The sequence below is a fragment of the Citrobacter sp. JUb117 genome (assembly GCF_024809055.1).
Classification (GTDB): domain Bacteria; phylum Pseudomonadota; class Gammaproteobacteria; order Enterobacterales; family Enterobacteriaceae; genus Citrobacter; species Citrobacter gillenii.
Window position 1 is genome coordinate 97,556 of the sequence record NZ_JANUFB010000008.1, and the last position, 22,610, is coordinate 120,165.

Genomic DNA, 22,610 nt, shown 5'->3' on the forward strand with positions numbered 1-22,610 from the left:
ATAAAACAATGAAATTCAGTGAACTGTGGTTACGCGAATGGGTAAACCCGGCAATTGATAGCGATGCGCTGTCAAACCAGATCACCATGGCGGGCCTCGAGGTCGACGGCGTTGAAGCCGTTGCCGGTGAATTTAACGGCGTAGTGGTCGGTGAAGTGGTTGAGTGCGGCCAGCACCCGAACGCAGACAAACTGCGTGTCACCAAAGTTAATGTGGGCGGCGATCGTCTGCTGGATATCGTCTGTGGCGCACCTAACTGCCGTCAGGGATTAAGAGTCGCCGTGGCGACCATCGGTGCCGTTCTGCCGGGCGATTTCAAGATTAAAGCCGCCAAACTGCGCGGTGAGCCGTCAGAAGGGATGCTGTGCTCGTTCTCTGAGCTGGGTATTTCCGATGATCATAACGGGATTATCGAACTGCCGGCGGATGCGCCGATTGGCACCGATATCCGCGAATACCTGAAGCTTGACGATAACACTATCGAAATCAGCGTTACGCCGAACCGCGCCGACTGCTTAGGCATCATCGGTGTTGCACGCGATGTTGCGGTACTGAACAAAGCCCCGCTGGTTGAGCCGGAAATCGTCCCTGTGGCGGCGACAGTTGATGACGTGCTGCCAATCCAGGTTGAAGCCGTTGACGCCTGTCCGCGCTATCTGGGCCGTGTGGTTAAAGGTATTAATGTTAAAGCACCAACGCCGCTGTGGATGAAAGAGAAACTGCGTCGTTGCGGGATCCGTTCCATCGATGCCGTGGTTGATGTGACCAACTATGTACTGCTCGAACTGGGTCAGCCGATGCATGCGTTCGACAAAGACCGCATTGAAGGCGGAATTGTTGTGCGTATGGCAAAAGAGGGTGAGACCCTGGTATTGCTGGACGGCAGCGAAGCAAAACTGAATGCGGATACGCTGGTTATTGCTGACCACAACAAAGCGTTGGCAATGGGCGGCATCTTTGGCGGAGAGCACTCTGGTGTGAATGATGAGACGCAAAACGTCCTGCTGGAATGTGCGTTCTTCAGCCCGCTGTCCATTACGGGTCGCGCGCGTCGTCACGGTCTGCACACCGATGCCTCTCACCGCTATGAGCGTGGCGTCGATCCGGCGCTGCAGCACAAAGCCATGGAGCGTGCAACGCGTCTGCTGATTGATATCTGCGGCGGCGAAGCCGGTCCGGTTATCGATGTGACGACCGAAGCCACGCTGCCAAAACGCGCAACCATTACGCTTCGTCGTAGCAAACTGGATCGTCTGATTGGCCATCATATTGCCGATGAGCAGGTGAGCGATATTCTGCGTCGTCTGGGTTGTGACGTGACGGAAGGCCAGGATGAGTGGCTGGCGGTTGCACCGAGCTGGCGTTTCGACATGTCGATTGAAGAAGACCTGGTCGAAGAAATTGCCCGCGTATACGGTTATGACAATATCCCGAATACGCCTATTCAGGCAGGCCTGATCATGGGGACGCATCGCGAAGCAGATTTATCGCTGAAGCGTGTCAAAACCATGCTCAATGATAAAGGCTACCAGGAAGTGATCACCTACAGCTTCGTCGACCCGAAAGTTCAGGCGCTGCTGCATCCGGGTGAAGAAGCGCTGTTGCTGCCAAGCCCAATCTCAATCGACATGTCGGCAATGCGTTTGTCCCTGTGGACCGGCTTGCTGTCTACGGTGGTGTATAACCAGAACCGTCAGCAGAACCGCGTGCGTATTTTCGAAACGGGTTTACGTTTTGTTCCCGATACCCAGGCTAACCTCGGGATCCGTCAGGATCTGATGTTGGCAGGTGCGATCTGCGGCAACCGTCATGATGAACACTGGAATCTGGCAAAAGAGGCCGTTGATTTCTATGATCTGAAAGGCGATCTGGAAGCGGTTCTCGACCTGACCGGTAAACTGGGTGACATTCAGTTCAAAGCTGAAGCCAATCCGGCATTACATCCGGGCCAGTCTGCGGCGATTTATCTGAAAGGTGAACGTATTGGTTTCATTGGGGTTGTTCATCCTGAGCTGGAACGTAAACTGGATCTGAACGGTCGCACTTTAGTGTTTGAACTGGAGTGGAACAAGCTCGCAGACCGCGTGGTGCCTCAGGCTCGTGAAGTTTCTCGCTTCCCGGCGAACCGCCGTGATATCGCCGTGGTGGTGGCAGAAAACGTTCCCGCTGCGGATATTTTATCCGAGTGTAAGAAAGTTGGCGTAAATCAGGTAGTTGGCGTAAACTTATTTGACGTGTACCGCGGTAAGGGTGTTGCGGAGGGTTATAAGAGCCTCGCTATCAGCCTGATCCTTCAGGATACCAGCCGTACACTTGAAGAAGAGGAGATTGCCGCTACCGTCGCCAAATGTGTAGAGGCATTAAAAGAGCGATTCCAGGCATCATTGAGGGATTGAACCTATGGCGCTTACAAAAGCTGAAATGTCAGAATATCTGTTTGATAAGCTTGGGCTTAGCAAGCGGGATGCCAAAGAACTGGTCGAGCTGTTTTTCGAAGAGATCCGTCGTGCTCTGGAAAATGGTGAGCAGGTAAAACTCTCTGGTTTTGGTAACTTCGATCTGCGTGATAAGAATCAACGCCCGGGACGTAACCCGAAAACGGGCGAAGATATTCCCATTACAGCACGGCGCGTGGTGACCTTCAGACCCGGACAGAAGTTAAAAAGTCGGGTCGAAAACGCAACGCCCAAAGAAGAGTGATTTGACGTTCCGCTAAGTCACTTACGCCGCCATCAAAGCGGCAGTGAAAAGCATGACGTATATATACCCTAAATACTTCGAGTTGCAGGAAGGCGGCGACGCAGCGAATCTCCAGGAGCGTACATAAGTACGTGACTGGGGTGAGCGAGTAAAGCCAACGCACATGCAGCTGGAAGTATGACGGGTATAACTAAAAAGGCCGCTCTGCGGCCTTTTTCCTTTCCACTACCGAATCGGCACCGTAAAATCCCCCCATCTCTTTTCAGCAGAATGGAAAACATGCTGACCTTCGCCCATCAACAACAGCGACGAAATGTACGCTGGATATTGTCTCTGTCAGCGCTGATGCTGCTGGCAACGATCCTCAGCCTGTGCGCAGGCGAACAGTGGATTGCGCCCGGCAACTGGTTTAGCGCCCGTGGCGATCTGTTCGTCTGGCAAATTCGACTTCCTCGTACGCTGGCCGTACTGCTGGTCGGTGCCGCGCTGGCGCTGTCCGGTGCTGTGATGCAGGCGCTGTTCGAAAACCCCTTAGCCGAACCAGGCCTGTTGGGCGTGTCTAACGGCGCAGGCGTTGGACTCATCGCCGCGGTGCTATTGGGGCAGGGCCAGTTACCCGGCTGGGCGCTGGGCCTGTGCGCGATTGCCGGGGCGCTGATCATCACGCTTATCCTTCTGCGTTTTGCCCGCCGCCACCTGTCGACCAGCCGTCTGCTGCTGGCGGGCGTGGCGCTGGGTATTATTTGTAGCGCCTTGATGACGTGGGCTATTTACTTCTCAACCTCTTTTGATCTGCGACAGTTAATGTACTGGATGATGGGCGGCTTTGGCGGTGTTGACTGGCAGCAGGCCTGGCTGATGGTCGCGCTGCTGCCCGTTTTACTGTGGATTTGCTGTCAGTCGCAGCCGATGAATATGCTGGCGCTGGGGGAGACGTCTGCGCGCCAGCTAGGGCTGCCTTTATGGTTCTGGCGGAACCTGCTGGTGGTGGCCACCGGCTGGATGGTGGGGGTCAGCGTGGCGCTTGCTGGCGCCATTGGTTTTATCGGCCTGGTTATCCCGCATATTCTGCGACTGTGTGGATTAACCGATCATCGCGTATTACTGCCTGGCTGTGCGCTGGCGGGGGCTATTGCGTTACTGTTAGCGGATGTTGTGGCACGTCTGGTGCTGGCGTCGGCTGAACTGCCTATCGGCGTGGTAACGGCAACCATGGGTGCACCGGTATTTATCTGGTTATTGTTAAAATCCGGGCGCTAGACGTCTGCGGTTCGGACTATGATTAAACACGGAAAATTGATCGCTGACTATCCACCTGGAGATGCTATGCAAGACACTATTTTCAATACCGAAGTGACGACTATCGACGGAGATGTCGTCTCATTACAAGCGTATGCCGGAAAAATTCTGTTAATTGTTAATGTTGCTTCAAAATGTGGATTAACGCCGCAGTATGAGCAACTGGAGAATCTGCAGAAAGCATGGCACGAGCAGGGATTTACCGTGTTGGGGTTCCCCTGCAATCAGTTTCTCGGTCAGGAACCCGGTAGTGAAGAGGAAATTAAAACCTGGTGCAGTACTACCTGGGGCGTTACTTTCCCCATGTTCAGTAAAATAGATGTCAACGGCGAAGCGCGCCATCCGCTGTATCAGAAGCTGATTGCCGCCGCGCCCACCGCCGTAGCGCCAGCCGACAGTGGGTTTTATGCGCGCATGGCGAGCAAAGGGCGCGCGCCGCTCTACCCGGACGATATTCTGTGGAATTTCGAGAAGTTTTTAGTCGGGCGCGATGGTCAGGTTTTACAGCGTTTTTCACCCGATATGACGCCTGAAGATCCCATCCTTGTGGAACATATCAACGCGGCGCTGGCAAAATAATGTCTCCTTTGATGCAGCTCCAGAATGTGGCGGAATCGACCCGGCTTGGCCCGCTTTCCGGTGAAATAAGGGCCGGGGAGATCCTACACCTTGTCGGACCCAACGGCGCAGGAAAAAGCACGCTGCTGGCGAGGATGGCGGGGTTAACGACCGGTGAAGGAACCATCGTGTTGGGTGATGTGCCGCTCGATGACTGGCCTGCGGCAAAACTGGCGCAACATCGCGCTTATCTTGCGCAACAACAAAACCCCCCGTTTGCCATGCCGGTTTGGCATTTTCTGACGCTGCATCAGCCTGATAAAACGCGTACCGATTTGCTGCAGGAGACGGCCGACGCGCTTGGGTTGGGTGATAAACTTGGACGTGGGTCGAATCAGCTTTCTGGCGGCGAATGGCAGCGGGTGCGTCTTGCGGCGGTAATACTGCAAATTTGTCCGCAGGCTAATCCGCACGGCCAACTGTTGCTGTTAGATGAACCGATGAACAGTCTGGATGTTGCGCAACAAAATGCACTGGACCGCCTATTGGGCCGACTCTGTCAGCAGGGAATTGCAATTGTGATGAGCAGTCATGACCTGAACCATACGTTGCGTCATGCGCACAAAGCCTGGTTACTCAAGCGCGGGAAGCTGCTGGCCAGTGGTACACGCGATGCGGTGCTGACGCCGGCTAATCTCTCTCAGGCTTATGGCGTAAACTTCCGTCGTCTGGATATCGAAGGCCACAGAATGCTCATATCAACCACTTAAGTTAAATGGGCTCTTGAAAACCCCATTATTTCCACGCTAAATTGGCGCAAGAATAAAAAATAGAGGATTCGTCCTGCATGCGTTTTTGGCTTCTTTTTATCACAGCTTTGTTTTTGGCAGGGTGCAGTAGCCATCGCGCTCCCGCACCCAATGCCCGGTTATCGGACTCTATCGCCGTGATTGCCGGTCTTAACGACCAGTTACAGCACTGGCGTGGTACACCTTATCGTTATGGAGGAATGAGCCGGAGCGGCGTGGATTGTTCTGGCTTTGTACTGATGACGATGCGCGATAAATTCGACCTGCAATTACCACGCGATACGCGCACGCAGTCAAAGATTGGTACCGAAATTGATAAAGATGAATTGCTGCCAGGCGATCTGGTTTTCTTTAAAACCGGATCGGGTGAAAGCGGGCTACACGTCGGTATTTACGATACCAATAATCAATTTATTCATGCCTCCACCAGTCGTGGCGTGATGCGCTCCTCGCTTGATAATGTCTACTGGCGTAAAAATTTCTGGCAGGCGCGACGTATTTAAATCTCCCGGGTGATGGGGCTGGTCATGTATGAAGCAGCTCCATCATCGCCATTTAAAGTCAACTTTCACTTCAGCTGCTGCACTGACAATAACCCTGTGCATTAAGAGAGTATTTTGCTAAAAATATGATTTATGCCGAGTTATTAAAAAGTACAAAGCTGGATATTAGCTTATAATCAGGATAAGCTAAAAAAAAGGATTCGATTTACTGGCTAAAAAGGGAAAAATGAAAGAGCCTCAATTTGCATCTGATGTGACGTATTTTTCCATCCTTTGCTACAGGATGCCGGATTACACCCATGCAGCGGGGCTGGCACAATGATAGTTTCACTGGATAATCTTTATCATTCTGAGTTCTCTTTTCTTCCTGCGAGAAGTGCAGGAGGCGATCTTAAATACGTAGACATCATCACCCATTTTGTTAGTCCTGACGGCGTAGTGCATATGCCATCAGGGTTGGTCATACCTCGGATGTCGGACGATGAGCAGCGTCGTTTATTTAGCGAAAAACTCGAATTAATCGAAACATGCCAACATTTTTTTATTCAACGCAACATTTCTGCGTGGCTTAATTTAACTCCAGCAGTCGCTAATACTTTATTATTAGATGCAGAATATGCTTCGCGTATTGAACGATTTTCATTTATTGAATTAACCATTAATGAAAGTTTTCCCGAGTTAAACAAGGGTAAAGAAAATCCAATACTGGCGGCATTAGCGGCGCGATTTTCATTAGTCTTGACTAACTTCGGCGCGCCAGGCATATCCACGCGTGCAATTTTTGATGGCCTGTTCAAACGTGTCGTACTGGATAAACACTTTATTCAACAACGTATTACGCAAAATTCGTTTGAGCCTTTTATGCGCGCCATTCAGGCACAAATATCCCCAGACTGCGAATCAATAATCATCAGCGGCATTGATACGCAGGAGATGCTCGAACGGGTATTGCCCCTGGGATTCAGCGCCATGCAGGGTGCGCTATGGCCAGCTGTCTTACCCGCGCAGATAACCTCATTGATGCAAGGATAACCCTTGCATTTGCCGGTGTTTAACCGTTCGTTAACAGTCTACACTAGAGGCAGGAGGCCCTATGACCCTGTCTTTTACCACCCGCTGGCGTGATGAATTGCCAGCAACCTATACGGCACTTTCGCCTACTCCCCTGAAAAATGCGCGCGTAATTTGGCATAACGATATGCTTGCTGAGCAATCAGGGATCCCGGCTACGTTGTTTAATAGTGAAAATAACGCAGGCGTTTGCGGCGGTGAAACGCTGCTTCCCGGCATGTCGCCGTTGGCGCAGGTCTATAGCGGACATCAGTTTGGTGTTTGGGCAGGGCAGTTGGGTGACGGACGCGGGATCCTGCTGGGCGAACAGCTGCTCGCCGATGGCTCGACGCTTGACTGGCATCTGAAAGGCGCGGGACTTACGCCATATTCGCGCATGGGAGACGGGCGTGCGGTACTGCGTTCGACGATCCGCGAAAGTCTGGCCAGCGAAGCCATGCATTATCTCGGGATCCCCACGACGCGAGCGCTGTCGGTAGTCACCAGCGACACGCCGGTCTACCGCGAAACGGTAGAAGCCGGGGCGATGCTGATTCGCGTGGCGCAAAGTCATATGCGCTTTGGTCACTTTGAACACTTCTACTATCGTCGTGAACCGGAAAAAGTACGTCAACTGGCCGATTTTGCGATTCGCTATTATTGGCCGCACTGGCAGGACGAGGCGGATAAATATCAACGGTGGTTTCAGGACGTGGTCACGCGCACCGCGACCTTAATTGCCGACTGGCAGACGGTAGGGTTTGCGCACGGGGTGATGAACACCGACAACATGTCGATTCTGGGGCTGACGATGGACTACGGTCCCTTCGGTTTTCTGGATGACTATGTGCCTGATTTTATCTGTAATCATTCGGATCACCAGGGGCGATACAGTTTCGATAATCAACCAGCTGCCGCGCTGTGGAATTTGCAGCGGCTGGCGCAAACCCTGTCGCCGTTTATTGCGGCCGACGCACTCAATGACGCGCTGGATAACTATCAACTGGCGCTGCTGACCCGTTATGGGCAGCGGATGCGACAAAAGTTGGGCTTCTTTAGCGAGCAAAAAAACGATAACGAATTGCTCAGCGAACTGTTTAGCCTGATGGCACGGGAAAGAAGCGATTTTACGCGAACGTTTCGTATGCTGAGTCAGACGGAGCAACATAGTGTGTCTTCGCCGTTGCGCGATGAGTTTATCGACCGCGCAGCATTTGATGACTGGTTTGCGCGCTATCGTTCACGTTTGCAACAGGATAACGTGGCGGACGAAGTAAGACAGGCGCAAATGAAAGCTGCCAACCCGGCAATGGTGTTACGCAACTGGCTGGCGCAGCGGGCAATTAGCCAGGCAGAGCAGGGGGATTACGCTGAACTGCATCGCTTACACATTGCGTTGCGCACGCCGTATGCCGACAGGGATGATGACTATGTCAGCCGTCCGCCAGACTGGGGTAAGCGGCTGGAAGTCAGTTGTTCAAGCTAACGGGCGAGAAAAACCTGCGGCGAGGCGTTAGCCGGATGCAGGCCAATGTGAAGCTGGGCGCCGTACCAGCGCATCAGCTCATTGGCCTTTAATACGGCTTCCGGCGTCCCCTGAGAGACAATATGTCCGTCATGGAGCAAGATAATTTTGTCGGCCCACAGCGCGGCAAGATTGAGATCGTGAAGGACTACGCATACGTGTAACTCCCCCGCAGCCGTTAGCGACGTTAACAAACGTAACAGCTGCTGCTGGTGGTAGAGATCTAACGCTGAAGTAGGTTCATCAAGGAATAGCCAGCCGCGCGGCGCGCCGTCGCACCACAACTGCGCCAGCGCACGGGCAAGCTGTACTCGTTGCTGCTCGCCGCCGGAAAGCGCGGCGTAGTGCCTGCCAGCTAGCGGTGTACATCCGGTCATCGCCATCACCTGAGCAATAAGCGCCGGTTCTGGTCGTTGGGTCCAGGGCGCTCGCCCCATGGCGATCACGGCTTCGACCTGCCAGTCAAAGCCTATCTGTGTTTGTTGCCGCATGACTGCGCGATGGCGAGACAGACTCTGTATACGCCAGTCATTCAGCGGTTTTCCGTTCAGTAAGCAGCGCCCGGCTGTCGGTGTCAGAAAGCCGGTCAGCAGGCGCAGCAGCGTGGACTTTCCCGCACCATTTGGGCCGATCAACGCCACCAGTTCACCCTTTGTCAGCGTCAGTGACACGTCGCGAATCACCGAACGATCCGCCACATGATAGTACAGATTTTCGGCGATGAAATGTTCAGCCATGCGGACCTCGCTGACGAAAAATAAGCCACAAAAACCACGGCGCACCGAGAATACTGGTCAACAGACCCACCGGCATCTCAGCGGGCGAAACCGCTGTTCGCGCGAGGGTGTCGGCGATCAACAGTAAACATGCCCCCGCCAATACAGAACCTGGGATCACCGCCCGATGATCGCTACCAAGCCACATGCGTATCAAATGAGGGATAACCAAACCGATAAAACCAATTACGCCGCAGACCGCGACGGCTGCGGCTACTAACAGTGCGCTGCATAGCAGTAAAATGCACTGCACCCGACGGACATCCACGCCAAGATAGTGCGCGTCTTCCTCTCCGAGCTGCAGCAGATTCAGCGTCGGGGCTAAACGCCAGATGAAAAGCACCGTGGGCAGCATCAGCGAAGTGACCGCCAACAGTGTTGACCACTGCGCTGTTCCCAGACTGCCCATCCCCCACAGCGACAACTGGCGCAGTTGCGCATCATTGCTGACCCACGACAACACGCCGACCGCAGCTCCGCACAATGCATTGATGGCAATACCCACCAGCAACAGGCGTGAAAGCGAACCGTCGCGCTGTTGACTGAGGATAAAAATCACTCCGGTGGTGGCGAGTGCGCCGAGAAATGCCGCCAGCATCGGGGCATACAGCATCAGCAGCGCCGGTAAGGTGACCGGTAATACTACCCACAATGCGACGGCGCAGGCGGCTCCGCTACTGATCCCCAACAGGCCCGGATCGGCAAGTGGATTGCGAAACAACCCCTGCATCACACAGCCCGCCAGCGCCAGTGAACCGCCAATCACCAGTGCCAGCAGCACGCGCGGTAGTCGAATAGTGAGCCAGATTTGACGCAGCGCGCCATCTCCCTCGCGCCAGAAAAGGCTTACCGGCAGACGCAATGCGCCAAAACCGGTGGCCACAATCGTCATCACGACCAGCGTAGCGGCCAGCATCCACAAAGAGCAGGTGATACGCCAGGGCATCAGGGCAATTGCTCCGCTTTGGCACGCAGTTGCTGGATGGCCTGCGGCGTACGCACGCTAAAACCCAGCAATGCCATATCGTCAATCTGCAACACCTGCTTATTACGACCAGCGGGCGTTTGCGCCAGTCCCGGCAGCGTCCACAGATTATCTTCACCCCCCATCGCGTTGACGCCGTCTTGGGAAATCACCACCAGATCGGGCTGACTGGCAATCACTCCTTCTTGAGACAAGGGTTGGTAACGGGTAAACCCTTGCATAGCGTTGCGCAAACCTGCGGCACGAATGGCTGCATCGGCTCCGGTTTGCTGTCCGGCCGCCATGGCGGTCATTCCGCCGTGATTGAGAATGAACAGCACGCGTTTGTTGAGTTCCGAGGAGGGCAGTTCAGCCAGCGCCTGGCGTAGGGTTTGGCGTAGCGCCTCGCCTTGAGCCTGACGATGGGTTGCCTGTGCAATCACCCGGACTTTCTCATCAATCACGCTAAGCGCATTACCTGCCGGCACCGTAACAACGTTGACCTGACTTTGCTTGAGCTGTTCAAGCGCCAATGAGGGCTGCGCCTGCGCGCTGGCCAAAACCAGCGTAGGGCGGGTGGCCAGGATCCCTTCGGCATTGAGCTGACGTAAATAGCCCACGTCCGGCAATGCCGTTGCCGCCGCCGGCCACTGGCTGGTGCTATCCCGCGCCACAAGGGATGACTGCGCGCCCAGCGCGAAGACAATCTCTGTCACGTCACCGCCGAGGGCGACCACTTTCTCTTCGGGCGCGGCCTGAGCCGTCAGCGGCAGAAACGCCATCAGGACCCACAGTATCTTCATGCGGCCAGCCCTTTCGGTGCTAACGCGTCGATTTGCGTACGCCATTGCTTCTGTTCTGGCTCGCCCTCCGTACGCTGCCCATACAGCTGGGCGATTTGCGTACCGTCTGCGGCAAACAGTTCCAGGCTGGTGACGTGACCGTCAGCGGTCGGCTTACGCGTGACCCACGTCTCGGCGACGGTCTCTTCCAGCAGATGCAGCGTAAAGGTCGGGTTGAAAATATTCAGCCAGCCTTTCATTGGCACCAATTTTTCTACCACGCCGGTAAAAATCTGCACGCAGCCGCGGTTGCCGACAAATACCATAATTTCGTTGCCATCCTGACGTGCAGTTTCCAGCAATTGGGCCACCGCACTGTTCGCCACTTTGCAGGCCAGATCGTCACCCACCAGGCGAAAGGCCTGCTGACGGGTTAGGTTGTGGCGTTTCAGCAGGCCAAAAAACTGGTGCACATCGGTCATGGTGCGCCACTCTGCATCTACCGCCGTAGCGTCTGCGTTAACGCCAGTAACGGCGGTTTCGAGTGTTTGCAGCATCAGCGGTGGGTTTTCCGCAAAGATGAAACGGGTCAGCAGCGAGCCCCAGGCAGCAATATCGGTATGCTGCGTGGTGTAGACCTTTAGCAACGCGTCGCCCTGACTATCGAAAAACTGGATGCTCTGGCGCTCGCCGTGAGCGGTGTTCTCGCTGATGTGAAATGCGCAGGCCCATTGATTCAAGAACAGGCGCAGATCGAGGGCGCGCGGATTTAGAATGAGCCCAGCATGGCCGTTCAGGTGTTGATTCGTAAACGCGCCAATAACTTCATGCACCGCGTATTCATTGCGACAAATGCATTTGGTTTCGCCCACGGCCTCCAGTGCACTGAGGATCTCGCGCACCTCACCGCGCAGGCGCCAGGCGTCATGACCAACGCGCGCAAAGGTCAGTTCAGCTTCGCTGATATGCAGCAGACCTGCGATGTCACGGGCGTATTTGCCAGGATGTTCTTTTTTCAGTTCCAGCCAGCGGGTGTAGTAATTCATTGCCTCTTCCTTTCCGATTGCTGCCCCGGTGTCCGGGGCAAAGTGATTACCACTGATAACTCACGAAAATTTTGCCGTTGCGTCCATCTTGTGGAATGCCCTGCGGCGACCAGTACGCTTTGTCAAAGGCGTTACCCAGCACCAGCGTGGTGGTCATGCCTTTCAGCGCCTGCTGCCCCTGGTAGCTGACATAGAAGTCGTTGACCGCATAGCCGGGCTGTTTAGTGTAGCTGTTGCTGATATGGGTTGAACGGTCGGCAAAGGTACCGAGCCAGCCAACTGAGAAACCGCTGTGCGCGACAGGCACGTTTAGCTTGCTGGTGATGGTGTCCGGGTTAATGCTGGAAATATATTCACCGGTGTCGGTGTCTTTGCCGCGCGTGCGGTTATAGGCCAGATCCAGGCTGAACAGATCGGTGGAATAAGTTGTCATCACGTCCCAGCCCCAGATTTTGGCGTTAGCAACGTTGTAGGACATCGTCGTTGCGGCGGCGAAATCGACGCGGGTGGAGATATAGTCTTTCGCTTTCGTGTCAAAATAGCTGGCTTTAAATTCAAGGGCATCGTTCGCCAGCAGCAAATCGTCAAAGCGCAGACCAAAACCATACTCCTGCGTTTCGTTGGTTTCCGGGCGCAGATTCGGATTAGGTACCCAGTAGTTGGTGTAGAAGCGACCGATGGAGAAGTGTTTCGCATCGTTGTACATTTCGCCCATGGTTGGCGCACGGAAGGCCTGGGCGTAAGATCCAAACAGCATCAGCCAGTCGGTTGGGGTTACGGTCATTCCTGCGCGGGACGACCATTTATCGGCATCGACATCTGCGTAACCGTCGCTGCTACCGCGGTAAGAGTCATAACGCGTGCCGCCCAGCAAGGTCACCGGCAGGTCACGCAGGGTGATTTCGTCCTGTAGCCAGCCGGAGCTGAAATCAATTTTCGCCTGTGGGAAACCGGTAGTGGCTCCCGCTGGTTTTTGCTCCTGACGATAGTACTCGCCGCCATATGTCAGCAGATGCGCGGCAAAGGTGTCGCTAAACAGGCGCGTACGGTTGTCAATCTTCCCACCTGTGGTGGTTTGCTTACGAAACTCGCCGGTGGCATCCGGGTTTTGTGCGTTAATGCGCGCTTCAGACCAGTAAATGCGCGCATCGGCATTCAGCCAGTCATTATCCGCCGGGGCTACCGAGTAGGTCAGTTGGGCATCGCGCTGGATCGTCGAACGGTCGGTCATCGGATTGCTGCTGTCCGCGTCACTGGCCTGCGGGTTTTTAGGTTCCCGTGCATCGTTGTTATAATAGCGCAGTGAGCCGGCCAACGTCTGGGCGTTGTCAATTTTCCAGCTGCCTTTCGCCAGCATATTATTAATCGCTTCGTCGTTCGGCGCGGTGGTGCCGTTACTCTGACGGAGGTCACCCCGGTCACGGCTGGACCAGGACAGCAGTCCGTCCAGCGTATCGGTGCGGCCATACGTGCTGACACCCATCCCGAGGCTGTGATCCCCCGTGGCAGCGGTACCGAACACGCGATACCCGCTGTTTTTTCCCGCGCCCAGTAGATCGCTGGCATTCGCCGTCTCATAGGCAATGACGCCGCCCAGCGCGCCGCTGCCGTACAGCAGCGCGGACGGGCCGCGCACCACTTCAATCCGCTTGATGAGGGCAGGATCGAGGAAGGTGCTGTTGAGGTGTCCGGTGTCAGTGCCTTGACGGACGCCGTCAACCAGTACCAGCACGCCGCGTCGGTCGTAGCCGCGCAGATTGACGTCCTGGCCGTTGGTGCGACCGGTGCCGTCAAGAGTCAGGCCGGGGACCCTGCGCAGCAGGTCTGCGGCGGAGCTGGCGGTTTGATTTTCCGGGGCCGTCGCGTCGATGACGCTGACCATCATCGGTGCTTCAAAGGCGCTGCGAGCATTGCCGGTCGCGGTAACGGTCATGTCTTCAACCGCCGCGTAGGCGGCGCCAGGAAGACTGCAGACGATCGCCAGCGCCAACAGCGATGGGCGCATCCTCGCGGTGTGCAGGTAAGGCATAGCAACTCTCCATAAGAAACTCGAAAAGCGCTGGCTGCCTGGGGATAACCTGGGTGGCTGGCGAAATGTGTGGGGTTATTTCGTTAAAATTAGTTTTCCGGCATGGGTCTGGCGCAGCAGGTAATGCTGCCCGTCATGCTCAATGATCACACGTCCCTCATTGCCCAGTAGGCTTTTGCTGTCAATTCGACGCTCAGCGACGGGGGTAGGGGGTGGTGTCTTCTTTTTTGCAGGCGTTGCCGTTGTGTTATCCATACGTGACATAGTGTTTAAAAATAACAATCAATGTAACAATGATAATCATTATCATCAAAGTAAAAATTTGCGGCAAGCCTTTTTGTGAAAAAATTGTGACGAGAGCGATTTTTGAGCAAAAAAGAGGAAAAAACAGGAGGAAAACAAGGGATTGTCACCGGGTAACATATGCTACCCGGCGAAAAAGTTAGAAGCGGCTATCCACCGCAGCCGCGAGTTTTTCGACCAGCAGTTCGGTATCTTCCCAATTCAGGCAGGGGTCGGTTATGGACTGACCGTAGACCAGCGGCTGACCGCTGACGATTTTTTGTGTCCCTTCGCGCAGGAAACTTTCTGCCATAATCCCGGCAATGGCCGTTGAGCCATTGCGAATTTGCTGACAGACGTCATCACACACTTCCAGCTGGCGGCGATGCTGCTTCTGGCAATTGCCGTGGCTGAAATCGACGACCAGATGCTCCGGCAGCGAAAATTCATGCAGCGTATCGCAGGCGGCGGCAATATCTTCTGCAAAGTAATTCGGCTTTTTACCACCGCGCATGATGATATGCCCGTACGGGTTGCCGCTGGTCTGATAGATGGTCATCTGACCGGTTTTATCCGGTGAGAGGAACATATGGCTGGCGCGGGAAGCGCGAATCGCATCGACGGCGATACGCGTATTACCATCCGTCCCGTTTTTAAACCCAACCGGGCAGGACAGCGCAGAGGCCATTTCACGGTGGATCTGGCTTTCGGTAGTACGTGCGCCGATAGCGCCCCAGCTGATCAGATCGGCAATAAACTGGCCGGTGACCATATCGAGGAATTCGGTGGCCGTAGGGACCCCCAGCTCGTTGACCTGTAGCAGGAGTTTACGCGCCAGCTCAATGCCGTGGTTGACGCGGTAGCTGCCGTTCAGGTCCGGGTCGGAAATTAAGCCTTTCCAGCCGACGACGGTGCGCGGTTTTTCAAAATAGGTCCGCATCACGATTTCCAGGCGTGCCTGGTGTTGGGTGCGCAGCGTCTGCAAGCGCGTGGCGTACTCCAGGGCCGCATCGAGGTCGTGAATCGAGCAGGGACCCACGATCACCAGCAAACGAGGATCTTCGCCATTCAGTATTTTTTCTATCCGGCGTCGGGAATCCGTCACGTGATGAGCGACAGAGGACGACACAGGATGCCGTTGCGCCAGCTCAGCGGGAGTGACCAGATTGTCAATACGCGCAGTACGGAGTTCATCAGTTCGGTTCATTACGTGTCTCAGAAATTTGTTGCTTCAACGGCAGGACTACCGGGAAGTGATGCGCATCACGATAAACCAATCCCTGCTGATTTCAAGTGCGAGGCGTGTCACACCTCGCAAGCCAAAGTTTATGCTAACAAAAAATGAACCATTGCACTAGCATTCTAGTACATGCGGCGATTTAGTCCCATAATATCGAGGATCTTGGTGGCAATTTCTTCTACCGAATAGTTGGTACTGTTGAGCCATGGGATCTTGTTTTTACGGTATAACGCTTCAACTTCGGCTACTTCCATGCGGCACTGACGCAGCGAGGCATAACGACTGTTTTCTCTACGCTCCTCGCGGATCGCCGTCAGACGTTCCGGATCAATGGTCAGACCAAAAAGTTTGTGTTGCAGCGGTTTTAGCGACGCGGGCAGTACCAGGTTATCCATATCATCGGCAATAAAGGGGTAGTTCGCCGCCCGAATGCCAAACTGCATCGCCAGATACAGGCTGGTTGGCGTTTTACCGCAGCGGGAGACGCCGAGCAAAATAACCTGCGCCTGATCGAGGTTGCGCAACGAAATACCGTCATCGTGGGCGAGGGCGTAATCAATGGCGGCAATGCGTGCGTCGTACTTATTGAGGTTGCCGGGATTCAGTCCGTGCGTGCGATGAGCGATTGGAGTCGGGTCGAGTTTCATCTCATGTTGCAGCGGTGCGACCAGCGCCTGGACGATATCCTGACAGAAGCCCTCGCTTTGCAAAATGATTGCGCGAATCTCCGGCAAGACAATGGAGTAGAACACTAACGGGCGTACGCCCGTTTGCTGGTAAATGGCGTCAATCTGGTCTTTCACCGCGCGGGCGCGGCTCTCATTTTCAACAAACGGCAGCGTAATACTGCTGATCGTAACCGGAAATTGCGACATCACTGCGTGGCCCAATACCTCTGCGGTGATGGCCGTGCCATCAGAAATATAAAATACGTGACGATCAACAGCATTATCCATTTTGCTCATCCTGGGGGCAGATATAATTCTCTGAAAGCATAAATTAAAATGCGTCAGAAGCGAATATTGTTGTCGCCATTTTATAAAATGAAACGGTATTTTTATATTTACTGAAAAGTACATTTCATTTTTCGGAACGAATGTTTAGACCGACTGTTTTTGTGGTGATCCCGTGCCGCTCGTGGGTTTGCGCAAATGCGGAAACAATCTGAAAAAATAAAAAATAAAGTTGCTTGAACGATTCACCGTTTTTTTCGCCGCGGTAAATATGCCAAGATAATTACGCAAAATTGAGTTTCCTAACCTCGTTCATATATAAGGATTGTTCGATGTCCAACAATGGCTCGTCACCGCTGGTGCTTTGGTATAACCAACTCGGCATGAATGATGTAGACAGAGTTGGAGGCAAAAATGCCTCCCTGGGTGAAATGATTACTAACCTTTCAGGTATGGGTGTTTCCGTACCGAATGGTTTTGCAACGACCGCCGATGCGTTTAACCTGTTTCTGGAGCAAAGCGGTGTAAACCAGCGCATTTATGAACTGCTGGATAAAACGGATATTGACGATGTCACCGAGCTTGCCAAAGCCGGGGCGCAGATCCGCCAGTGGATTATCGACACTCCTTTCCAGCCTGAGCTGGAAAATGCCGTCCGTGATGCCTACGCGCAGCTTTCCGCGGACGATGCCCATGCCTCTTTTGCCGTGCGCTCCTCCGCCACTGCAGAAGATATGCCTGATGCTTCATTTGCCGGTCAGCAGGAAACGTTCCTCAACGTCCAGGGCTTTGATGCCGTGCTGGTGGCCATCAAGCACGTCTTTGCTTCGCTGTTTAACGACCGTGCAATTTCTTACCGTGTGCACCAGGGTTATGACCACCGTGGCGTAGCGCTTTCTGCTGGCGTTCAGCGGATGGTGCGATCCGATCTGGCCTCTTCGGGCGTCATGTTCTCTATCGACACAGAATCTGGCTTCGATCAGGTGGTGTTTATCACCTCTGCATGGGGCCTGGGCGAAATGGTGGTGCAGGGTGCCGTTAACCCGGATGAATTCTATGTGCACAAACCGACCCTGGCGGCTAACCGTCCGGCTATCGTGCGTCGCACCATGGGTTCGAAAAAAATCCGCATGATCTACGCGCCGACCCAGGAACACGGCAAACAGGTGACGATCGAAGATGTGCCGCAGGAACAGCGCGATATTTTCTCACTGACGAACGAGGAAGTGCAGGAACTGGCGAAGCAGGCGGTGCAAATCGAGAAGCACTACGGTCGTCCGATGGACATTGAATGGGCGAAAGACGGTCACACCGGCAAGCTGTTTATTGTGCAGGCGCGTCCGGAAACCGTTCGTTCTCGCGGCCAGGTGATGGAGCGTTATACGCTGCATGCGCAGGGCAAAATCATTGCTGAAGGCCGTGCTATCGGCCACCGCATCGGTGCGGGTCCGGTAAAAGTCATTCATGACATCAGCGAAATGAACCGCATTGAACCTGGTGACGTGCTGGTTACTGACATGACCGACCCGGACTGGGAACCGATCATGAAAAAAGCGGCGGCGATTGTCACCAACCGTGGTGGTCGTACCTGTCACGCGGCAATCATCGCCCGTGAACTGGGGATCCCGGCGGTAGTAGGCTGTGGTGATGCAACCGATCGCATCACGGAAGGCGAGAATGTGACCGTCTCCTGTGCCGAAGGTGACACCGGCTACGTGTATGCCGATATGCTCGACTTTAGCGTTAAGAGTTCCAGCGTCGAAACGATGCCGGACCTGCCGTTGAAGGTGATGATGAACGTCGGTAACCCGGACCGTGCATTCGACTTCGCTTGCCTGCCAAACGAAGGTGTCGGGCTGGCGCGTCTGGAATTTATCATCAACCGCATGATTGGCGTGCATCCTCGCGCGCTGCTGGAATTTGATGACCAGACGCCGGAACTGCAAAACGAAATCCGCGGAATGATGAAAGGTTTTGATTCGCCGCGTGAATTCTACGTCGGTCGTCTGACCGAAGGGATCGCGACGCTGGGTGCGGCGTTCTATCCAAAACGCGTCATTGTGCGGATGTCAGACTTTAAGTCCAACGAGTATGCCAACCTGGTCGGCGGCGAGCGTTACGAGCCGCATGAAGAGAACCCGATGCTGGGCTTCCGCGGGGCAGGCCGTTACGTGGCAGACAGCTTCCGCGACTGCTTCGCACTCGAATGTGACGCGGTGAAACGTGTGCGCAACGAGATGGGACTGACTAACGTTGAAGTGATGGTGCCGTTTGTGCGTACCGTGGCGCAGGCCAAGGCAGTGGTGGAAGAGCTGGCTCGTCAGGGTCTGAAGCGCGGTGAAAACGGGCTGAAGATTATCATGATGTGTGAGATCCCATCCAACGCCTTGTTGGCTGAGCAGTTCCTTGAGTACTTCGACGGTTTCTCTATCGGCTCGAACGACATGACGCAGCTGGCGCTGGGTCTGGACCGTGATTCCGGCGTGGTGTCTGAACTGTTTGATGAGCGTAACGACGCGGTGAAAGCGCTGCTGTCGATGGCGATTCGCGCGGCCAAGAAACAGGGTAAGTACGTGGGTATTTGCGGTCAGGGCCCCTCTGACCACGAAGACTTCGCGGCCTGGCTGATGGAAGAGGGGATCGACAGTCTGTCGCTGAACCCGGACACCGTCGTACAGACCTGGCTGAGCCTTGCGGAACTGAACAAGTAATACCCTGCCGGATGGCGGCTTAAATGCCCTATCGGCCTACGGTCAGCATTATTCGTAGGCCGGATAAGGCGCGAGAGCGTCGCCATCCGGCATTCATACCTTGCTCAGGCGCTGAATAATATCCTGACGAAGTTGATACTTCTGAATTTTACCGGCGGCGGTGCGTGGTAATTTATCGACAATCACCAGATGTTCTGGATATTTGTATTTTGCTACCCGCTTACGGCTAAAGAAGGCCACCACCGATTCCAGCGACAGCGAGTGATGTGGCGGTTTAAGCACTACGTAAGCGCACGACCTTTCCCCTAAACGCTCGTCCGGCATCGCCACCACGCAGGCATCGTGAATACGCGGATGCTGCAATAAAATGTCCTCGACCTCACGGCTGCTGATATTTTCGCCACCGCGCACGATAATATCTTTCTTACGTCCGGTAATCTTAATGTAGCCCGCCTCGTCCATGCGGCATAAGTCACCGCTGTAGTACCAGCCGTCTTGATCCAGTGCTCTGGCAGTCATTTCGGGTTCATCAAGGTAGCCCATAAACACGTTCGGCCCGCGCGAGGCTTCTTCGCCCTCCACGCCAGGTGGCAGCGTATTACGTGCCTCGTCAACCACTTTAATTTCAACGCCCGCAGCGGCGTAGCCGTCGGTATTCATCATGTGGGAAAGCGAATCATCGAGATTCACCACTGCATGCGGTGAGCTTTCGGTCGAGCCGTAAACACTTAACAACTTAATGCCGCGCTGCTGACACTCGCGGGCAATTTTCTGCGGAATGGTGGTGCCCCCGCATAAGAAAAAGCGTAACGATGAGAGGTCGTAAGGCCGTTTTTCCACGCAGCACAGCATGTCATAGACGAAGGGCGTGGCGCCGAGGACGCAGGTACAGCGCTGTTGCTCCAGTAGTTCAAGACAGGCTGTTGGGGTAAAAATATCCAGCAGCACGCTGCGTGCGCCGATTAAAAAGGGGGCCGTGACACCGTGCAGAAAACCGGTGGCGTGCCCCAGCGGTGCAGGCATTAAAAAAACATCCTGCCAGTTGAGGTTAAGGCGGGCGCAGTAGGCGCGTTCGCTGGCGAGAATATTGTTATGAGTCAGCATTACTCCTTTTGGCATACCCTCTGTGCCGGAAGTGAACAGCACGGCGGCTAACGCGTCGGCGTGCACGCTAACGGTGTGGGTTAACGGGGGGTAGGTCAGAAGCTGGCTTAGCGCCAGCGAAGCAGTTGCTGGGGCCAGTTTATCCACGGCAATAATTTGTTGCAGGTGCGGCAACTGATTCTGTAAGGGCAGGATCAGATCCACCGGGCGAGTCTGTTTAAACAGGGTTGGCGCAAAGAAGAGCTTCGCCTTGCATTTGTTTAGCACCCATACCAGCTCTGCTTCGCGCCAGGCAGGCAGTAGCGGTACGGAAACGGCACCAGTTTTCAGGCAAGCCAGATAAATCACGGTAAATTCACACCAGCCCGGCAACTGGAAGGCCACACGATCGCCGGGTTGAATGCCGCTGGCTAAAAACCAGGTGGCCAGGCTGCTGGCGGCGCGGTCGAGTGCGGCGTAGGTGTAGGCATCGCCGTGATTATCGACCACGGCAATTTTATCCGGTACGGCTCGGGCGGTCTGGCTCCAGTAATCGCCCAGTGAGGCATCACCCCACAGTCCTTGCTGTCGCCAGGCATGACGACGCTCGGCGTTAAACGTTAATCTGACACTCATTGCTTTGTCCCTGGATGATTGCGGCATACGTCTTGCCGGACGGCGACTGGGCCTTATCCGGCCTGCAACTGGCAATATCCGTTATCCATAACGAAAATCGATGCCAAAAGTGCCGAGCGGGTACGTCCATTGTTCAAGTATTGTTTCGCCGCACAGCACCCGACAGGTTCCGCACTCCAGACATCCGGCGGAATCAAAATGGATATTTCCGGCCTCGTCCTGCTTGTACAGTCCGGCGGGGCAGGCATAGAGCAGTTTGCGAAACTCGTTCAGATCCGGGTGGGTGGCCAGAATAATGTGCGGATGTCCTTCATCAACGTTGAATTTATTGACGCCCAGCTTGACGTCAACGTTCACGGTGTTGTCCTGGTTCATAACGCGGTCGCTCCCTTAATGCCGTCTTTCAGTAAGTTCATTAACCCAATGCGTTTTACATGGGGCATGATCCTTTTGCGCATTGGGGGCGTCGGACGTCCGTCAACGGTGAATATTTCGCTCATAATATCCGCCACCATGCGCGGGTACTGGGTGAACAGACGTGGGTTTTCCATCAGTGCCGGGATCTTGCGAAAATGCTGTAACTCATGCATGACGCAACCCTGCTCGAGGGAGCGCTTGTATTCCATCAAGCTGTTGGCGGAGAAATCCCGGCGTTCTTTCGCCGCGATAGCCGTTTTCGCCGCCGCCTCTGCGGAGGCAATGGCCAAATCCATGCCGCGGATCGTATACCCCAGATTCAGGCAGAACCCGGCGGCATCGCCGACGATCATCACACCGTCATCGACCAGTTTAGGCACCATTGCCAGGCCGCCTTCTGGCACCATATGCGCTGAATATTCCAGCAGTTCACCCCCGGCAATCAGCGGACGAATGGTTGGATGCTGCTTAAAGTCTTCCAGCATTTGTGGAACGCTCTTCGTTGCGTGGGCGATATCGCCCAGCCCACAAACCAGGCCCAGAGAAATTGAATCCTGATTGGTGTACAGAAAACCACCGCCCATCAAGCCGTTTGACGGGGAACCGGCAAACAGCCAGGCTGCGCCGTCGTTGCCCGAAAGATTGAAACGGTCTGCAATGACCGCGGGCGGCAAGCCAATCAACTCTTTAACGCCGACGGCGTAGTGGTGTGCTGAAGCGGGCGGGACCATGCCGAGCGAGCGACCGAGTAGGGAGTTGACGCCGTCAGCGAGGATGACGATGTTAGCCTCCAGAACATCGTCACCGGCCTGAACGCCCGTAACCTTATTACCTTCGCGGAGTAATGCATCGACGCGTACGCCTGGAATAAACTGCGCGCCGGCCTGTTCGGCTTTATCCATTAGCCACGGGTCAAAACGGCTGCGTAAAACCGTGTACGAATCCTGCGTTGCGGCCGTGTTTTTTTCACCATGAAAATCGAGCGTGACGGCGCTTTCTTCGGTTAGAAAAGAGATTTTTTCGCGCGTCACTTTGCGTTCGACAGGCGCTTCCTCGGCAAATCCTGGCATGATGCTTTCAAGGCTGTGTGCATAGAGACGCCCGCCGGTCATGTTCTTACTGCCCGCACGGTTTCCGCGCTCGATGACCAGTACGTCCAGTCCGGCTTTTGCCATTACGTAGCCAGCGACCGCTCCCGCCACGCCAGCACCAACCACAATGGCATCAAATTTTTCATCTGACATGCT

20 protein-coding genes are annotated in these 22,610 nt (G+C 54.7%); 9 read left to right on the forward strand and 11 right to left on the reverse strand.

Annotated features, from left to right (window positions below):
* The first annotated feature begins 8 nt into the window (after positions 1-8).
* From pheT to selO, 8 genes are all read left to right on the forward strand, one after another.
* The gene (gene pheT, locus M2374_RS18200) at positions 9-2,396 is read left to right on the forward strand and encodes a phenylalanine--tRNA ligase subunit beta (RefSeq protein ID WP_115258661.1); all 2,388 of its coding nucleotides are present in this window, start codon (positions 9-11) and stop codon (positions 2,394-2,396) included.
* Between the two features lie 4 nt (positions 2,397-2,400).
* The gene (ihfA, locus tag M2374_RS18205; protein ID WP_003030571.1) at positions 2,401-2,700 is read left to right on the forward strand and encodes an integration host factor subunit alpha; all 300 of its coding nucleotides are present in this window, start codon (positions 2,401-2,403) and stop codon (positions 2,698-2,700) included.
* Between the two features lie 279 nt (positions 2,701-2,979).
* Positions 2,980-3,960 (forward strand): vitamin B12 ABC transporter permease BtuC, encoded by a 981-nt coding sequence (gene btuC, locus M2374_RS18210; RefSeq protein ID WP_096757251.1) that lies wholly within the window; start codon positions 2,980-2,982, stop codon positions 3,958-3,960.
* Between the two features lie 66 nt (positions 3,961-4,026).
* The gene (locus M2374_RS18215; RefSeq protein WP_181688197.1) at positions 4,027-4,578 is read left to right on the forward strand and encodes a glutathione peroxidase; all 552 of its coding nucleotides are present in this window, start codon (positions 4,027-4,029) and stop codon (positions 4,576-4,578) included.
* The gene (btuD, locus tag M2374_RS18220; protein WP_117343000.1) at positions 4,578-5,327 is read left to right on the forward strand and encodes a vitamin B12 ABC transporter ATP-binding protein BtuD; all 750 of its coding nucleotides are present in this window, start codon (positions 4,578-4,580) and stop codon (positions 5,325-5,327) included. Before M2374_RS18215 ends, btuD begins: the two co-directional genes overlap by 1 nt.
* 77 nt (positions 5,328-5,404) lie before the next feature.
* A complete protein-coding gene (locus tag M2374_RS18225) occupies positions 5,405-5,869 on the forward strand; it encodes an NlpC/P60 family protein (RefSeq protein WP_096757248.1) in 465 nt (154 codons plus the stop codon).
* A 318-nt stretch (positions 5,870-6,187) separates the two neighbouring features.
* A complete protein-coding gene (locus M2374_RS18230; protein WP_174361058.1) occupies positions 6,188-6,901 on the forward strand; it encodes an EAL domain-containing protein in 714 nt (237 codons plus the stop codon).
* A 61-nt stretch (positions 6,902-6,962) separates the two neighbouring features.
* The gene (selO, locus tag M2374_RS18235) at positions 6,963-8,405 is read left to right on the forward strand and encodes a protein adenylyltransferase SelO (RefSeq protein ID WP_181688195.1); all 1,443 of its coding nucleotides are present in this window, start codon (positions 6,963-6,965) and stop codon (positions 8,403-8,405) included.
* On the opposite strand, the gene M2374_RS18240 is transcribed toward selO, so the two are convergent.
* The 8 genes from M2374_RS18240 to ppsR all read right to left on the reverse strand — a co-directional run bounded on the left by M2374_RS18240 (position 8,402) and on the right by ppsR (position 16,519).
* The gene (locus M2374_RS18240) at positions 8,402-9,181 is read right to left on the reverse strand and encodes a heme ABC transporter ATP-binding protein (protein ID WP_181688194.1); all 780 of its coding nucleotides are present in this window, start codon (positions 9,179-9,181) and stop codon (positions 8,402-8,404) included. The two genes, selO and M2374_RS18240, sit on opposite strands and share 4 nt — an antisense overlap.
* Entirely contained in the window at positions 9,174-10,166 is a 993-nt protein-coding gene (locus M2374_RS18245) for an iron ABC transporter permease (RefSeq protein ID WP_181688193.1), read from the reverse strand. The genes M2374_RS18240 and M2374_RS18245 overlap by 8 nt, the downstream gene beginning before the upstream one ends.
* Positions 10,166-10,987 carry a hemin ABC transporter substrate-binding protein gene (locus M2374_RS18250; RefSeq protein ID WP_117343004.1) on the reverse strand — a complete coding sequence of 274 codons (822 nt, stop codon included), beginning with the start codon at positions 10,985-10,987 and terminating at the stop codon, positions 10,166-10,168. The genes M2374_RS18245 and M2374_RS18250 overlap by 1 nt, the downstream gene beginning before the upstream one ends.
* Positions 10,984-12,012, reverse strand: a complete 1,029-nt coding sequence (locus M2374_RS18255) for a hemin-degrading factor (protein ID WP_181688192.1) — start codon at positions 12,010-12,012, stop codon at positions 10,984-10,986. The genes M2374_RS18250 and M2374_RS18255 overlap by 4 nt, the downstream gene beginning before the upstream one ends.
* A gap of 46 nt (positions 12,013-12,058) precedes the next feature.
* The gene (locus M2374_RS18260; protein ID WP_181688191.1) at positions 12,059-14,041 is read right to left on the reverse strand and encodes a TonB-dependent hemoglobin/transferrin/lactoferrin family receptor; all 1,983 of its coding nucleotides are present in this window, start codon (positions 14,039-14,041) and stop codon (positions 12,059-12,061) included.
* Between the two features lie 75 nt (positions 14,042-14,116).
* On the reverse strand, positions 14,117-14,305 hold the full coding sequence (gene hemP / locus M2374_RS18265; protein ID WP_115258651.1) for a hemin uptake protein HemP: 189 nt from the start codon (positions 14,303-14,305) through the stop codon (positions 14,117-14,119).
* A 178-nt stretch (positions 14,306-14,483) separates the two neighbouring features.
* The gene (gene aroH / locus M2374_RS18270; RefSeq protein WP_096757239.1) at positions 14,484-15,530 is read right to left on the reverse strand and encodes a 3-deoxy-7-phosphoheptulonate synthase AroH; all 1,047 of its coding nucleotides are present in this window, start codon (positions 15,528-15,530) and stop codon (positions 14,484-14,486) included.
* Positions 15,531-15,685: 155 nt separating this feature from the next.
* Positions 15,686-16,519, reverse strand: coding sequence for a posphoenolpyruvate synthetase regulatory kinase/phosphorylase PpsR (ppsR, locus tag M2374_RS18275; RefSeq protein WP_096757238.1), 834 nt, complete (start codon positions 16,517-16,519; stop codon positions 15,686-15,688).
* A 329-nt stretch (positions 16,520-16,848) separates the two neighbouring features.
* Here ppsR and ppsA point away from each other — a divergent pair, with 329 nt between their 5' ends.
* A complete protein-coding gene (gene ppsA / locus M2374_RS18280; RefSeq protein WP_117343008.1) occupies positions 16,849-19,227 on the forward strand; it encodes a phosphoenolpyruvate synthase in 2,379 nt (792 codons plus the stop codon).
* Positions 19,228-19,320: 93 nt separating this feature from the next.
* Here ppsA and fadK read toward each other — a convergent pair whose 3' ends face one another.
* From fadK to M2374_RS18295, 3 genes are all read right to left on the reverse strand, one after another.
* Positions 19,321-20,946: a medium-chain fatty-acid--CoA ligase gene (gene fadK / locus M2374_RS18285; protein ID WP_181688190.1), complete on the reverse strand. Its 1,626-nt coding sequence runs from the start codon at positions 20,944-20,946 to the stop codon at positions 19,321-19,323.
* A gap of 81 nt (positions 20,947-21,027) precedes the next feature.
* Positions 21,028-21,321, reverse strand: a complete 294-nt coding sequence (locus tag M2374_RS18290; RefSeq protein ID WP_096757235.1) for a ferredoxin family protein — start codon at positions 21,319-21,321, stop codon at positions 21,028-21,030.
* Positions 21,318-22,607, reverse strand: a complete 1,290-nt coding sequence (locus tag M2374_RS18295) for an FAD-dependent oxidoreductase (protein WP_181688189.1) — start codon at positions 22,605-22,607, stop codon at positions 21,318-21,320. Before M2374_RS18295 ends, M2374_RS18290 begins: the two co-directional genes overlap by 4 nt.
* Positions 22,608-22,610 lie beyond the last annotated feature (3 nt).